The organism is Streptomyces cavernicola (genome assembly GCF_029968035.1).
GTDB classification, from domain to species: domain Bacteria; phylum Actinomycetota; class Actinomycetes; order Streptomycetales; family Streptomycetaceae; genus Streptomyces; species Streptomyces cavernicola.
This window is the reverse complement of record NZ_JASCIQ010000051.1, coordinates 43,103-57,251: the sequence shown is the minus strand read 5'-3', so window position 1 is coordinate 57,251 and position 14,149 is coordinate 43,103. Positions and strand designations below refer to the sequence as shown.

Genomic DNA, 14,149 nt, shown 5'->3' with positions numbered 1-14,149 from the left:
GCCCCCCCCCCCCCCCCCTCGTCCCCCCGGGCGGGGGGGGGGGGGGGGGGGCCCCCTCCCCCCCCCCCCCCCGGCGGCTTTTTCGTACGCGAGTGCCACACGACTTCGTACGCGAGTGCCACACGACGAGGGGCCCACAGCGCGGATGCGCCGTGGGCCCCTCGTCGATGTGCGGAGCCGGAAGTCCCGATCAGGCCTCTTCCCTGCGCAGGGAGGGCTTGAGGTCCTTCAGACGGCCGAGCAGACCGTTGATGAACGCTGGCGACTCGTCGGTGGAGAACTCCTTGGCGAGCTGCACCGCCTCGTCGAGGACGACGGCGTCGGGCGTCCCGTCCTCCCAGATCAGCTCGTACGCGCCGAGCCGCAGCAGGTTGCGGTCCACGACCGGCATGCGGTCGAGGGTCCAGTCCACCGCGTACTGGGCGATGAGCTCGTCGATCCGGCGGGCGTTCTCCGCGTACCCCTCGACCAGCTGCATGGTGAACTCGCTGACCGGCGGCTGGCGGGTGTCGCTGCGCGAGTGGCGCACCCAGTCCGCGAGGACGGTCAGGACGTCGGTGCCGCGCTGGTCTGCCTCGAAGAGGATCTGGAAGGCACGCTTGCGGGCCGTGTTACGGGCGGCCACGGTTAGCTGTTCACCCGGCCGAGGTAGTCGCTCGTGCGGGTGTCGACCTTGATCTTCTCGCCGGTGGTGATGAAGAGCGGGACCTGGATCTGGTGGCCGGTCTCCAGGGTGGCGGGCTTGGTGCCACCGGTGGAGCGGTCGCCCTGGACGCCCGGCTCGGTCTCCTGGATGACGAGCTCGACGGCGGCCGGCAGCTCGACGTAGAGCACCTCGCCCTCGTGCTGCGCGACGGTGGCGGTGAAGCCCTCGATCAGGAAGTTGGCGGCGTCGCCGACGGCCTTCTTCTCGACGTGCAGCTGGTCGTACGTCTGCATGTCCATGAAGACGAAGTACTCGCCGTCCATGTACGAGAACTGCATGTCACGCTTGTCGACAGTGGCCGTCTCGACCTTGGTACCGGCGTTGAACGTCTTGTCGACGATCTTGCCGGAGAGCACGTTCTTGAGCTTGGTGCGCACGAATGCCGGGCCCTTGCCGGGCTTGACGTGCTGGAACTCGACGACGGACCAGAGCTGGCCCCCGTCGAGCTTGAGCACCATGCCGTTCTTGAGGTCGTTCGTGGAAGCCACGGTTGCGGAATCTCCTGGACTGAAGCTGGTGGGACCGAAGGCCGTACGCGCTAGAGCGCGAGCAGCTCCTTGGTCGTGATGGTGAGTAGCTCAGGCCCGCCGTCCGTCTCGGGACGCACGACGAGCGTGTCATCGATCCGGACACCGCCCCGGCCCGGAAGGTGGACCCCCGGTTCGACGGTGACCGGCACACAAGCGTCCAGTTTACCCATGGCTCCGGGGGCCAGCTGCGGGTCCTCGTCGATTTCGAGCCCCACCCCGTGGCCGATGACCGGCGGCAGGGCGTCGGTGTACCCAGCGGCATCCAGTACGGAGCGTGCCGCGCGGTCGACTTCGCGGTACTCGGCGCCGGGTGCGAGCGCCTCGCGTCCCGCCCGCTGCGCGGCGAAGACCAGGTCGTACAGCTCGATCTGCCAGTCCGCCGGGGTGGTGCCGATGACGAAGGTGCGGCCGATCTCGCTGCGGTAGCCGCGGTAGGCGGCCCCCAGGCAGACGGAGAGGAAGTCTCCCTCCTCCACGCGCCGGTCGGTGGGGCGATGGGTGCCGCGCCCGGAGTTGACACCGGTGCCGACGGAGGTGGCGAAGGCCGGTCCGTCCGCGCCGTGGTCGACGAGCCGCCGCTCCAGTTCGAGGGCGAGATGACGTTCCGTACGCCCCACGAGGATGGATTCGAGGAGTTCGCCGAGGGCCTGGTCGGCGATCTCGGCGGCGATGCGCAGGCAGGAGATCTCCTCGTCGTCCTTGACGAGCCGCAGCTGTTCGACGGCGCAGCCGAGGTCGGCGAGGCGGAGCCGGGGCGCCACGGAGAGCAGGGCGCGGTGCCGGGCGACGGTCAGGTGGTGCTCCTCGACGGCGAGGGAGTCGGCGCCCTGCCCGGCGGCCAGGTCGGCGGCGGCGACCGCGGCGTCACCGCCGACCGTCGGCAACACCTGGAGCTGCAGCGATTCGTCGGGCCTGCCCTCGTCGGGCTCACCGGTGGGCTGGCTGCGGCAGAGCAGGAGATCGGCGCGCGGCCCGAGCAGCAGGGCCGCGCCGCGCGGCGCGGCCCCGGCCAGGTAGCGGACGTTGGCGGGGCGGGAGACGACGGCGGCCGCGCTGCCGCCTGCCGTGCACTGATCCCTCAGGCGGGCTCTGCGGTCCGCGTACACCTCAGACATGAATCGAGCCTACGAGCGGACGCGCGATGCGGCCTGGGCAGCGCGTCCGACCGGGCGGGCTCGGCGCCCGCAAGCTCGGTCACCACTGGGGCGGGCTGGCGATGGCGCGGGCCAGGACGTCGTCGAGGACGCGGGCCGTGGTCGGCACGTCGTAGCTGGAGTTGTCGATGATCGGCAGGCCGGAGCCGTACCAGCCCGCCATGCGGCCGTGGATGCGGGCCACTTCCTCGTCGGTGAGGCGGCGGTTGCCGCTGCGCTGGGCGTTGCGCTCCAGGACGATCTCCAGGCCGGGCAGCAGCACGACGGGCAGCAGCCCGGGGCCTACGTGCCGCTTCCAGCCGCCGAGTCCTACGACGGGGCGGTCCGGGAAGACGGCGTCGTCGAGTATGCAGGAGATGCCGTTGGCCAGGAAGTTGCGGGCGGCGAAGCCGCAGGTGCGGCGGGCCAGGCGGTACTGCGCCTCGGAGTTGTCGTTCCAGCCGGACTGGGGGTCGGCGAAGCCGGAGCGCACCCATTCGCGGACGTCGTCGAGGCTGATGTGGGCGGTGGGCACGCGGCGGTGCTCCGCCCAGTACTTGGCGACGGAGGTCTTGCCCGCGCCGGCCGGGCCGATGAGCAGAACGGCGAGGGTGGTCGCGCCGGTGTCGCCGTGGGTGGCGTCCGGCGGCGGGCTCGGCACGGCGACGGGGCCGCCGGGCGGAAGCTGGATGTGCCCCGTGGTGTTCTCCGCACCGGGCTGCTGCTGGGTCTGGGCGGGCGGCCCCGTCTGGGGCGGCGGCGCGTGGTAGCCGTGGCCGGGCGGCGGGGGCGGCGGGCCTGCGGGCGCGCTCGGTACGGGGGCGGCGGGCGGCGGCGCGGCAGGGCCGGGCGCGACGGGGCCCGGGGCGTGGGGTCCCGGAGCGGGCGGATGCTGCGGCGTGCCCTGTTGGTGCGGGGCGCCCTGCTGCGGGGCCGGTCCGGCGGGCCCCGGCCGGCCTGCGGGGCCGGGGTGGCCCGCAGGTCCCGGGTGGTGTGCGGCCGGGGACCAGCCGGTGGCCGATCCTTGCCCCGGCTGGTGGGGCGGCAGCGGATTCCCCACTGCGTGCTGCATCCGGTGCCACTCCGTCTCGTACAGGCAACTGGCGCTGGTCGGGCGGGCGTCGGGCGATCATGCTGCGGCGCCCGGGGCCTTACCGAACGGTACCTTCCCCGGCCGCCGTTGTGTGAACGGCCGGGGAGAGCCACAAGTGCCCGCCGGGCGGGGCCATTTCGGGCGGAGTGCGGTCAGCCGGACACTTCGCCTCGCGGCGGGACCGCGGTCAGGCGGAGACCTCGCCGTACGCGGCCAGGAGGACCGCCGGGTCGGGGCCTTCGAGGACGGTGGGCTTGCCGAGGGCGTCGAGGACGATGAAGCGCAGCAGGTCGCCGCGGGACTTCTTGTCGATCTTCATGTTCTCGACGAGCTTGGGCCACTGGTCCCCGCGGTACGTCAACGGGAGGCCCACCGACTCCAGGACGGAGCGGTGCCGGTCGGCCGTCGCGTCGTCCAACCGCCCGGCGAGGCGGCTGAGTTCGGCGGCGAACATCATGCCTACGGAGACGGCGGCGCCGTGCCGCCACTTGTACCGCTCGTTCTTCTCGATGGCGTGGCCCAGCGTGTGGCCGTAGTTCAGGATCTCGCGGAGGCCGGCCTCCTTGAGGTCGCTGGAGACCACCTCGGCCTTGACCTTGATGGACCGCTCGATCAGCTCGGCGGTGTGCGGCCCGGCCGGGGTGCGCGCGGCCTCCGGGTCGGCCTCGATCAGGTCGAGGATCACCGGGTCGGCGATGAAGCCGGCCTTGATGACCTCGGCGAGCCCGGACACGTAGTCGTGCACGCCCAACGAGTCGAGCGCCGCCAGGTCGCAGAGCACGCCGGCCGGCGGGTGGAAGGCGCCGACGAGGTTCTTGCCCTCGGCGGTGTTGATCCCGGTCTTGCCGCCGACCGCCGCGTCCACCATGGCGAGCACGGTCGTCGGAACGGCCACCCAGCGCACACCGCGCAGCCAGGTCGCCGCGACGAACCCGGCCAGGTCGGTGGTCGCACCGCCGCCGACACCGACGACGACGTCACTGCGGGTGAAGCCGGACTGGCCGAGCGCCTTCCAGCAATACGCGGCGACCTCGGCGGTCTTGGCCTCCTCGGCGTTGGGCACCTGGATGGCGACGGCCTCGTAGCCCTGCCCGGCCAGGTCCTCGCGCAGCGCCTCACCGGTCTCGGCGAGCGCCTCGGGGTGGATCACCGCCACGCGCTTGGCCTGCGGCCCGATCAACCCGCCCAGTTCACCGAGGAGTTGACGGCCCACGAGCACCTCGTACGGGTCGGCTCCGCCGACGTGGATGCGCGTCACCTGCTGCTCGCTCATGCTTCTTTCCACTCCAGTGCGTCGAGGACCGCGTCGGCGACCTCTTCGGGGGTGCGGCCGTCGGTGGCCACGACGACGCGCGCGGTGTCCGTGTACAGGTGCCGGCGGGCCTCCATCAGCTCGCGCCACTGCTTGCGCGGGTTGACCGCGAGCAGCGGGCGGGCGGCGTTCAGGCCGGTGCGCTTGACCGCCTCCTCGACGTCCATCGACAGATAGACGACGGTCTGCTCGGCGAGCAGCTCCCGCGTACCGGCGTCGAGGACGGCGCCGCCGCCGAGGGCGAGCACGCCGGGGTGCTCGGCGAGGGCGGCGCGCACGGCCTGGCGCTCCAGCTCGCGGAAGTGCGGCTCACCGTCGTCGACGAAGATCTCGGCGATCTCCCGCCCCTCGGCCGCGACGATGTCGGCGTCGGTGTCCCGGAACGTGGTGCCGAGCCGCTCGGCGAGCAGCTCGCCCACGGTGGTCTTGCCGACGCCCATCGGGCCGACGAGGACGATCCGCGGGCCGGTCACCGGATCTGCAGGTTGTCGAGGTACGACTGGACGTTGCGCCGGGTCTCGGCCACGCTGTCGCCGCCGAACTTCTCCGCGACCGCGTCCGCGAGGACGAGCGCGACCATGGCCTCGGCGACGATGCCGGCGGCGGGCACCGCACACACGTCGGAGCGCTGGTGGTGCGCCTTGGTGGCCTCACCGGTCACCACGTCGACGGTGGCGAGGGCACGCGGGACGGTGGCGATCGGCTTCATCGCCGCACGCACGCGCAGCAGTTCACCCGTCGTGAGCCCGCCCTCCGTACCACCGGAGCGGCCGGAGGTGCGCTTGATGCCCTCGTCCGTGGAGACGATCTCGTCGTGCGCTTTCGAGCCCGGCACCCGGGCGAGGTCGAAGCCGTCGCCGACCTCGACGCCCTTGATGGCCTGGATGCCCATGAGCGCGGCGGCGAGCCGCGCATCAAGGCGCCGGTCCCAGTGCACGTGCGAACCGAGGCCCACCGGCACTCCGTACGCGAGGACCTCGACCACACCGCCCAGGGTGTCGCCGTCCTTGTGGGCCTGGTCGATCTCCGCGACCATCGCCTTCGACGCGTCCGCGTCCAGGCAGCGCACCGGGTCGGCGTCCAGCTTCTCCACGTCGGAGGGCTTCGGGTACACGCCGTACGGCGCCTTGGCGGCGGCCAGCTCGACGACGTGGGAGACGATCTCGACCCCGGTCGTCTCCTTGAGGTACGACCGGGCGACCGTGCCGAGCGCGACGCGGGCCGCGGTCTCACGGGCGCTGGCGCGCTCCAGGACCGGACGGGCCTCGTCGAAGCCGTACTTCTGCATACCCGCGAGGTCCGCGTGACCGGGGCGGGGGCGGGTGAGCGGGGCGTTGCGGGCGAGCTTGGCCAGCTCGGCGGGATCCACCGGATCCGCGGCCATGACCTTCTCCCACTTCGGCCACTCGGTGTTGCCCACCATGACCGCGACGGGCGAGCCCATCGTCAGGCCGTGCCGGACGCCGCCGAGGAACGTGACCTCGTCCTGCTCGAACTTCATCCGCGCACCGCGGCCATAGCCCAGGCGCCGCCTGGCCAGTGCGTCCGCCACCATCTCCGTGGTGATCGGCACGCCGGCGGGCAGACCCTCCAGCGTCGCGACGAGTGCGGGGCCGTGGGACTCCCCCGCGGTCAGCCAACGCAACCTGCTCAACGGTGCTCCTCATGCTCGCGCCTGGTTTCTGGCGACGGCGCGACCCGGGTGCGCGGCCCTGGCCCGCCTGCCTAGATCCTCCCACGTCCAGGGCCGAGCCCCGGCCGCCGGTCCAGCAGGCGGACGCCCGGCTGGTACGGGAGTACGGGCCTCCGCTTCCGGCAACGCCGCAGCGCAGGCGCTCGCACACCACCCCGCAGGGCACCGCACAGCACTTGTTCGGGCCGCCCGGCCAGGGCGAAAGCCCGCCCGGAAGCAGGGGCGAAGATGTCAGCTCGCCGCGCCCGGCCGGGCGCGGAGCGGTCGCTACCGGCCCGCGAGCGCCCGCTCTCCCGCCTGACGCATGGCGTCGAGCGGCGCGGGCGAGCTGCCCGTCATCTGCTCGACCTGCAGCACGGCCTGGTGCACGAGCAGGTCGAGCCCGCTCACCACCGCGCCGCCGAACATCGACCAGCGCGCCGCGAGTTCCGTGGGCCACGGCTCGTACAGCACGTCGAAGAGCGTGCCCGGCCGCTCCGGGACCGCCTTGGACAGCTCGTCCGTGGTGCCTGCGGGCGTTGTGGCGATCACCAGCGGAGCGTCGAAGGCCGCCGCGGCCTCGTCCCAGGCGGCGGTCCGCACCTCGACGTCGAGGCGCTCGCCCCACTGCTTCATCTCGACGGCGCGCGCCTCGCTGCGTACGTACGCGACGATCTCGCCCGTGCAGATCCGCGAGAGCGCGGCGAGCGCGGACGACGCGGTCGCGCCCGCGCCGAGGATCGCGGCCGACTCGACCTGCTCGATGCCCCGCTCGCGCAGCGCGGCGACCATGCCGGGGATGTCGGTGTTGTCCCCGGTGCGACGCCCGTCCGGGCCGAACACCACGGTGTTCACGGCCTCCACGGACGTGGCCGTCTCGCTGATCTCGTCGAGCAGCGGGATCACGGCGCGCTTCAGCGGCATGGTCAGGGAGAGGCCGGCCCACTCGTCACCCAGCCCGTCGAGGAAGCCGGGCAGCTCGGCCTCGTCCACCTCGAAACGCCCGTACTCCCAGTCGTCCAGGCCGAGTTCGCGGTACGCGGCGCTGTGCAGCACCGGCGAGAGGGAGTGGGCGATCGGCGAGCCGAGAACCGCGGCCCGATGCTTGATGGCGCTCATTGCTCGTTCTTCTTCAGTTCCTCGAGGTACTTCTGGCGGTTGCGCTCGTGCTCCTCGTTCGTCTCCGCGAAGAGCGTCTCGTCCTCGTTGATGGAGACGAAGTAGTACCAGTTGCCCTTGGCCGGGTGGAGCGCCGACTTGATGGCCTCGGCCCCGGGGTTCCCGATCGGTCCGGGCGGCAGCCCCTTGATCTTGTACGTGTTGTACGGGTCGTCGAGCCGGCGCAGCTGGTCGACGGAGCCGGTCGCCAACTCCGACTTCCCGCGCAGGTAGTTGACGGTCGAGTCGAAGTCGAGGAGCCCGTACGTCTCGGTGTTGTCGGGCTTGAGGCGGTTGTAGACGACCGTCGAGACCTTCTCGAAGTCGTGCTTGTACTTGCCCTCGGCCTGCACGAGGCTCGCCACGGTGAGGAGTTGCAGCGGGTTGTCGAGGTCGAGGGCCGCGGCCTTGCCCTTGATGTTGTGGCTCTCGTACTCCGCGTTGGCCGTCGCGACCATCTTCTTCAGTACGTCGCCGGGCTTCTGGCCCTTGGCCACCGGGTAGCTCGACGGGAAGAGGAAGCCCTCCAGCGGGTCCTTGACGTCGCTGTTGATGTTCTCGGTGGCCCAACTGGGCAGGCCGAGCTTCTTCCAGTTCTTCTTGGCGTACTTCGCGGTGGTGCCCTTGTCGACCTCGAGGCGCTTGTCGATCTGCTCGTAGACCCAGGCGTTGCGGCGGCCCTCGGCGATGATGAGGTTGCTGCGGCTCTTCGGGTCGAGCATCGCCTCGACGGCGGCCTCCGCCGACATCTCCTTGTTCAGCGAGTAGACGCCGGCCTGGATCTTCAGACCGTCGGGGTGCTGGCCCTGGGCGCTGACGAACGCTTCGGCGCTCTTGACGACTCCGGCCGCCTCCAGCTTGTTGCCGATGACGTAACCGCCGGCCCCCTTGGGGATGTCGACGGTGACCTTCTCGCTCGTGCCGCTGCCGGTGTAGTCGCCGCCGCTGCCGTAACGGTCCTGGTAGAACTGGTAGCCGAAGTAGCCGACGCCGCCGATGCCGCCCGCGAAGATCAGCGTGAGGACGAGGCAGGCGCAGCCGCTGCGCTTCTTCTTCCCGCCTTTGCCGCGCCGCTCCTGGCGGCCGCCGCGGCGGCCCGCGCGCGGGTGCTCGTCGTCCGCGTCGTCATCGTCGCCGCCCGCGAAGAAGGCGTGCTCACGGTCGTTGGGGCCCGGGTCCCAGTCGACGTTCTCCTCGACGGGCTCGTGCCGATGGCCCGGCCGCTGCGGCGGCGGAAACGCCTCGGGGCTGTCGTACGGGTCGGGGCGCTCGGCTCCGTATGCGGCGGTCTGGCCCGCGTACGGCTCGGCGTACGGGTCATAGCCGGACTGCTGGCCGGTGTCCCAGCCGCCGTTGAAGTCGTGCTGCGGGTAGCTGGCCTGCGGCGAACTGTCCTGCGGGTAACCGGCCTGGGCGGACATGTCCTGCGGATAGCCGGACTGTTGGCCGCCGTAGTGCGCTTCCGGTGACTGCTGCGGGTAGTGCTGCGGCTGGCCGCCGTACGGACCCTGGCCTGCGGCCTGCTGTCCTTCCCATCCCTGGTCCCCGTACAACGGGTCATCGGGATGCCACGGTTGCGAGCCGGAGCCCCGGCCATACTCAGTCATCGATCCCCTACGAGCCGCGAGGCGGCGGCCGTCGGACGCTGGTCCCCCGGCCGGCCGGTCTGCCTCTTCGTTGTGCGGCGGCTGTTCGAACACCGCCGCATCGCGCGGAACGTTACCGTATCGCGATCAGATGACCACTTCGACGCCCTCGCCCGGGGCTTCGCCTGACGCCCGTTCGGACTCCAGGGCCTGCTGGAGGATGATCACGGCTGCCGCCTGATCGATGACGGACCGGCCCTTTTTGGACTTCACGCCCGAGGCGCGCAGTCCCTGACTGGCCGTCACTGTGGTCATCCTCTCGTCCACGAGCCGCACCGGGATCGGTGCGATGCCGCGGGCGAGCTCCTGCGCGAAGCCGCGCACCTTGGCCGCGGCCGGGCCCTCGCCCCCGCTGAGGGAGCGCGGGAGCCCGACGACGACCTCGATCGGCTCGTACTCCTCGACAATCGCCTTGAGCCGCCGGTGGGCGGCCGGGACGTCACGCCCCGGCACGGTCTCCACCGGCGTCGCGAGGATCCCGTCGGGGTCGCACGAGGCGACCCCGATCCGGGCGTCCCCGACGTCGATCGCGATCCGGCGACCGCGACGGATCTCTGCGGTCATTACGCGGTCTCGGCGACGAGGCGCTCGACAGCGGCGATGGCGTCGCCGATGGCCTCCGGGTTCTGGCCGCCGCCCTGCGCGACGTCCGGCTTGCCGCCGCCTCCGCCGCCGAGGGTCTTGGCCGCCGTACGGACCAGGTCGCCAGCCTTGAGACCGCGCTCGCGGGCGGCTTCGTTGGTGGCGATGACGGTCAGCGGGCGGCCGTTGGCCGTGGTGAACAGGGCGACGACGGCCGGGCGGTCGCCGGGGATACGGCCGCGCACGTCGAGGACCAGCTTGCGCAGGTCGTCGGCGCCCGTGCCGTCCGGCACCTGGCCGGTGGCGAGAGCGACGCCGCGTACATCCTTGGCGCCCTGGGCGAGGCCCGCGGCGGCCTGCAGGACCTTCTCCGCGCGGAACTTCTCGATCTCCTTCTCGGCGTCCTTCAGCTTGCCGAGCATGCTGGAGATCTTCTCCGGGAGCTCCTCGGGACGGCCCTTGACCAGCTCCTGGAGCTGGGCGACGACCGTGTGCTCCTTGGCGAGGAAGTTGTACGCGTCGACGCCGACGAGGGCCTCGATGCGGCGCACGCCGGAGCCGATGGAGGACTCGCCGAGGAGCTTCACCAGGCCCAGCTGGGCGGTGTTGTGGACGTGCGTGCCGCCGCACAGCTCCTTGGAGAAGTCGCCGATGGTGACGACACGGACCCGCTCGCCGTACTTCTCGCCGAACTCGGCGATGGCGCCCTGCTTCTTGGCCTCGTCGATGCCCATGACCTCGGCGTGCACGTCGAGTTCGCGGGAGAGGACCTCGTTGATCTTCTGCTCGACGTCCGTGAGGACGGTGCCGGGCACGGCGTTGGGCGAGCCGAAGTCGAAGCGGAAGCGGCCCGGCGAGTTCTCCGAACCGGCCTGGGCGGCGGTCGGGCCGAGCGCGTCGCGCAGCGCCTGGTGCGTGAGGTGGGTGGCGCTGTGCGCGCGGGCGATGGCGCGGCGGCGCTTCACGTCGATCGTGGCGAAACCGGAGGAGCCGACGGTGACCTCGCCGACCTGGACCGAGCCCTTGTGCACGGAGACGCCGGGCACCGGCTGCTGCACGTCGCGGACCTCGATGACGGCGCCGGTGTCGAGCTTGATGCGGCCGGTGTCGGCGAGCTGGCCGCCGCCCTCGGCGTAGAACGGGGTGCGGTCGAGGACGACCTCGATCTCGTCGCCCTCCACGGCGGCCGGCGAGGGCACGCCGTCGACGAGCAGGCCGACGACCGTCGACTCGCCCTCGGTGGTGGAGTAGCCGGTGAAGTCGGTGGCGCCGGAGTTGTCGGCGATCTCGCGGTACGCGGACAGGTCGGCGTGACCGGTCTTCTTGGCCTTGGCGTCGGCCTTGGCGCGCTCCCGCTGCTCCTTCATCAGGCGCCGGAAGCCCGACTCGTCCACGGAGAGGCCCTGTTCGGCGGCCATCTCGAGGGTGAGGTCGATCGGGAAGCCCCAGGTGTCGTGGAGCAGGAACGCCTTGTCGCCGGGCAGGACCGTGTGGCCGGCGGCCTTGGTCTCGGTGACGGCGGTGTCGAGGATGTTGGTGCCGGCCTTGAGCGTCTTGAGGAACGCGGCCTCCTCGGCGAGGGCCACGGTCTCGATGCGCTTGCGGTCGGTGATGAGCTCCGGGTACTGCTGGCCCATCGTGTCGATGACGACGTCGACGAGGTCCTTGACGACCGGGCCGGTGGCGCCGAGCAGGCGCATGTTGCGGATGGCGCGGCGCATGATGCGGCGCAGCACATAGCCGCGGCCCTCGTTGCCGGGCGTGACGCCGTCGCCGATGAGCATCACGGACGTGCGGATGTGGTCGGAGACCACGCGCAGCGAGACGTCGGAGTCCTGGGCCGCGCCGTAGGCGACGCCGGTCAGCTCGGTGGCCTTGTCGATCACGACACGGGAGGTGTCGATCTCGTACATGTTCTGCACGCCCTGCAGGATCATCGCGAGGCGCTCGAGGCCGAGACCGGTGTCGATGTTCTTGCTGGGGAGCTCGCCGAGGATCTCGAAGTCCTCCTTCGAGGTGCCCTCGCCGCGCTCGTACTGCATGAAGACCAGGTTCCAGATCTCCACGTACCGCTCGTCGTTGACGGCCGGGCCGCCCTCGACGCCGAACTCGGGGCCGCGGTCGTAGTTGATCTCGGAGCAGGGGCCGCAGGGTCCGGGGACGCCCATGGACCAGTAGTTGTCCTTCTTGCCGAGGCGCTGGATGCGCTCGGCCGGGACGCCCACCTTCTCGCGCCAGATGGTCTCGGCCTCGTCGTCGTCGAGGTAGACCGTCACCCAGAGGCGCTCGGGGTCGAGGCCGAAGCCACCGTCCGCGACGGAGCTGGTGAGCAGCTCCCAGGCGAACTTGATGGCGCCTTCCTTGAAGTAGTCGCCGAAGGAGAAGTTGCCGCACATCTGGAAGAACGTGCCGTGCCGCGTGGTCTTGCCGACCTCTTCGATGTCGGGGGTGCGCACGCACTTCTGCACGCTGGTCGCGCGGTCGAAGGGCGGCTTGACCTCGCCGAGGAAGTACGGCTTGAAGGGCACCATGCCCGCAGGGACGAGGAGCAGCGTCGGGTCGTCGGCGATCAGCGACGCCGACGGCACGACGGTGTGCCCACGCTCTTCGAAGAAGCGCAGCCAGCGGCGGCGGATTTCAGCCGACTCCATCAGTGGTCCTCATTCCGGTTGTACGAGTACTTCGTGTGGTTGTTGTCGTGGTGTGCGGGCTTGTGGCTCGCGGCGTTGTGGTTCTCGATCGCCACGATCCGTGCCTGCGGCGGGAGTTCGGGGAGTTCCGGGGCGTTCAGACCCAGGGCGTCGCCCAGTTCGGCCTCGCGCTGGACCATGCCGTCGCGGACGTCGAGCGCGAAGTCCTTGAGGCGGTGACCGGCGTCGATCGCCTTGTTCGCGGCCTGCGCCGCGAGGCTTTCGGGGGTCAGCTGCTTGAGCTTGCGGTTGACCTTGGTGGTGGCCCACACACCGGCGGCTGCGCCTGCGGTGAACCAGAACGTACGGCGGAACATCGCGGCCTCAGTCCTTCTCGTCCCGGTGTCTGCGCTTGCCCCGGCGGGAGGATGGCACCGTGCGGCCCACGATCACGGTACGCCGGGTGGCGGGGGCGGGCACGTCCTTTGTTTCGGGCCCCTTGCGGCTGATGGCCCGGCGCACTCCGTACCCGAAGGCGGCGACCTTGACCAGGGGGCCGCCGAACGTCGAGGCGACGGTGGTGGACAGGGCCGAGGCGTTGGAGGTCACTTCCTGGACGTCCGTGGCGATGGCGTCGACCCGGTCGAGCTGGGTCTGTGCGGAGCGGACCGTCGCGGACGCGTCGGCGAGCAGCGGGACGGCCTGTTCGGTCACGTCCGCCACGAGTTTGGTGGTCGCTTTGAGCGTCTGGGCCAGCCTCACCAGGGCGACGGCGAGGAACGACACCAGGATCGCCCAGAACACCGCCACCAGGATGCCGGCCACCTCACCACCGGTCACACCACACCGCTCTCTGCTGGTTCGGGGTCTTGAAAGTCGTCGTCCGACCTTATCGCGCCAGGCAGCGCGCTCCGCACGCCTGTGGATAAGTCCGGACGCCGCTGTTCTCGGGCCGCGCGCCGCCGTTTCGGGCCATACGTGCGAAGGCCCGCCGCTCCCTCCGCCGGGAAGGGCGGGGATGCGGCGGGCCGTGCGCGCTGGGTCGCTACGCCTGCTGGATCAGCGGGCGTAGTACTCGACGACGAGCTGCTCGTCGCAGATGACCGGGATTTCCTTGCGGTTCGGGTCGCGGTCCAGGCGGAAGGCCAGGGCCTTCAGGTTGACCTGGAGGTAGCGCGGGGTCTCACCCTCGGGGGCGTAGCCACCCTCACGCGCGACCTGGAAGGGGTGCTTGGCGCGGGAGCGCTCGCGCACGGTCACGACGTCGTCGGGGCGGACGCGGAAGGACGGCTTGTCGACCTTCTTGCCGTTGACCTCGATGTGGCCGTGGACGACCATCTGGCGGGCCTGGTAGATGGTGCGGGCGATGCCCGAACGCAGGACCAGGGCGTCGAGGCGACGCTCGAGCTCGATGACCAGGGCCTCGCCGGTCTTGCCCTGGGTCTTCGCGGCGCGCTCGTAGGCGCGGACGAGCTGGCGCTCGGAAACGTCGTACTGCGCGCGCAGACGCTGCTTCTCGAGCAGACGGACCTTGTAGTCCGAGTTCTGCTTGCGGCCACGGCCGTGCTCGCCCGGCGGGTACGGACGGGCCTCGAAGTACTTGACGGCCTTCGGCGTCAGGGCGATGCCGAGAGCACGAGACTTCTTGACCTTGGGACGCGACTGGTTAGGCACGTTCTCCAGACCT

14 protein-coding genes are annotated in these 14,149 nt (G+C 71.2%); all 14 read right to left on the bottom strand.

Features of this window, described 5'->3' with window-relative positions:
* Positions 1-190 precede the first annotated feature (190 nt).
* The 14 genes from nusB to rpsD all read right to left on the bottom strand — a co-directional run bounded on the left by nusB (position 191) and on the right by rpsD (position 14,136).
* Positions 191-625: a transcription antitermination factor NusB gene (nusB, locus tag QIS96_RS33725; protein ID WP_282546640.1), complete on the bottom strand. Its 435-nt coding sequence runs from the start codon at positions 623-625 to the stop codon at positions 191-193.
* 2 nt (positions 626-627) lie between these two features.
* Entirely contained in the window at positions 628-1,194 is a 567-nt protein-coding gene (efp, locus tag QIS96_RS33720) for an elongation factor P (RefSeq protein WP_282546639.1), read from the bottom strand.
* A 50-nt stretch (positions 1,195-1,244) separates the two neighbouring features.
* Entirely contained in the window at positions 1,245-2,351 is a 1,107-nt protein-coding gene (locus QIS96_RS33715; protein WP_282546638.1) for an aminopeptidase P family protein, read from the bottom strand.
* A gap of 79 nt (positions 2,352-2,430) precedes the next feature.
* A complete protein-coding gene (locus tag QIS96_RS33710; RefSeq protein ID WP_282546637.1) occupies positions 2,431-3,441 on the bottom strand; it encodes an AAA family ATPase in 1,011 nt (336 codons plus the stop codon).
* Positions 3,442-3,649: 208 nt separating this feature from the next.
* Positions 3,650-4,735, bottom strand: a complete 1,086-nt coding sequence (gene aroB, locus QIS96_RS33705; protein ID WP_282546636.1) for a 3-dehydroquinate synthase — start codon at positions 4,733-4,735, stop codon at positions 3,650-3,652.
* On the bottom strand, positions 4,732-5,247 hold the full coding sequence (locus QIS96_RS33700) for a shikimate kinase (RefSeq protein WP_282546635.1): 516 nt from the start codon (positions 5,245-5,247) through the stop codon (positions 4,732-4,734). Before QIS96_RS33700 ends, aroB begins: the two co-directional genes overlap by 4 nt.
* A complete protein-coding gene (gene aroC / locus QIS96_RS33695; RefSeq protein WP_282546634.1) occupies positions 5,244-6,428 on the bottom strand; it encodes a chorismate synthase in 1,185 nt (394 codons plus the stop codon). The genes QIS96_RS33700 and aroC overlap by 4 nt, the downstream gene beginning before the upstream one ends.
* Before the next feature lie 306 nt (positions 6,429-6,734).
* Positions 6,735-7,565 (bottom strand): shikimate dehydrogenase, encoded by an 831-nt coding sequence (locus QIS96_RS33690; protein WP_282546633.1) that lies wholly within the window; start codon positions 7,563-7,565, stop codon positions 6,735-6,737.
* Positions 7,562-9,211: an endolytic transglycosylase MltG gene (gene mltG / locus QIS96_RS33685; protein ID WP_282546632.1), complete on the bottom strand. Its 1,650-nt coding sequence runs from the start codon at positions 9,209-9,211 to the stop codon at positions 7,562-7,564. Before mltG ends, QIS96_RS33690 begins: the two co-directional genes overlap by 4 nt.
* Before the next feature lie 126 nt (positions 9,212-9,337).
* Positions 9,338-9,814, bottom strand: coding sequence for a Holliday junction resolvase RuvX (ruvX, locus tag QIS96_RS33680; protein ID WP_282546631.1), 477 nt, complete (start codon positions 9,812-9,814; stop codon positions 9,338-9,340).
* The gene (gene alaS, locus QIS96_RS33675) at positions 9,814-12,483 is read right to left on the bottom strand and encodes an alanine--tRNA ligase (RefSeq protein WP_282546630.1); all 2,670 of its coding nucleotides are present in this window, start codon (positions 12,481-12,483) and stop codon (positions 9,814-9,816) included. The genes ruvX and alaS overlap by 1 nt, the downstream gene beginning before the upstream one ends.
* Positions 12,483-12,839 (bottom strand): DUF6167 family protein, encoded by a 357-nt coding sequence (locus tag QIS96_RS33670; RefSeq protein ID WP_282546629.1) that lies wholly within the window; start codon positions 12,837-12,839, stop codon positions 12,483-12,485. The genes alaS and QIS96_RS33670 overlap by 1 nt, the downstream gene beginning before the upstream one ends.
* A gap of 7 nt (positions 12,840-12,846) precedes the next feature.
* Positions 12,847-13,302 carry a DUF948 domain-containing protein gene (locus tag QIS96_RS33665; RefSeq protein ID WP_282546628.1) on the bottom strand — a complete coding sequence of 152 codons (456 nt, stop codon included), beginning with the start codon at positions 13,300-13,302 and terminating at the stop codon, positions 12,847-12,849.
* A 219-nt stretch (positions 13,303-13,521) separates the two neighbouring features.
* The gene (gene rpsD, locus QIS96_RS33660) at positions 13,522-14,136 is read right to left on the bottom strand and encodes a 30S ribosomal protein S4 (protein WP_282546627.1); all 615 of its coding nucleotides are present in this window, start codon (positions 14,134-14,136) and stop codon (positions 13,522-13,524) included.
* Positions 14,137-14,149: the final 13 nt, after the last annotated feature.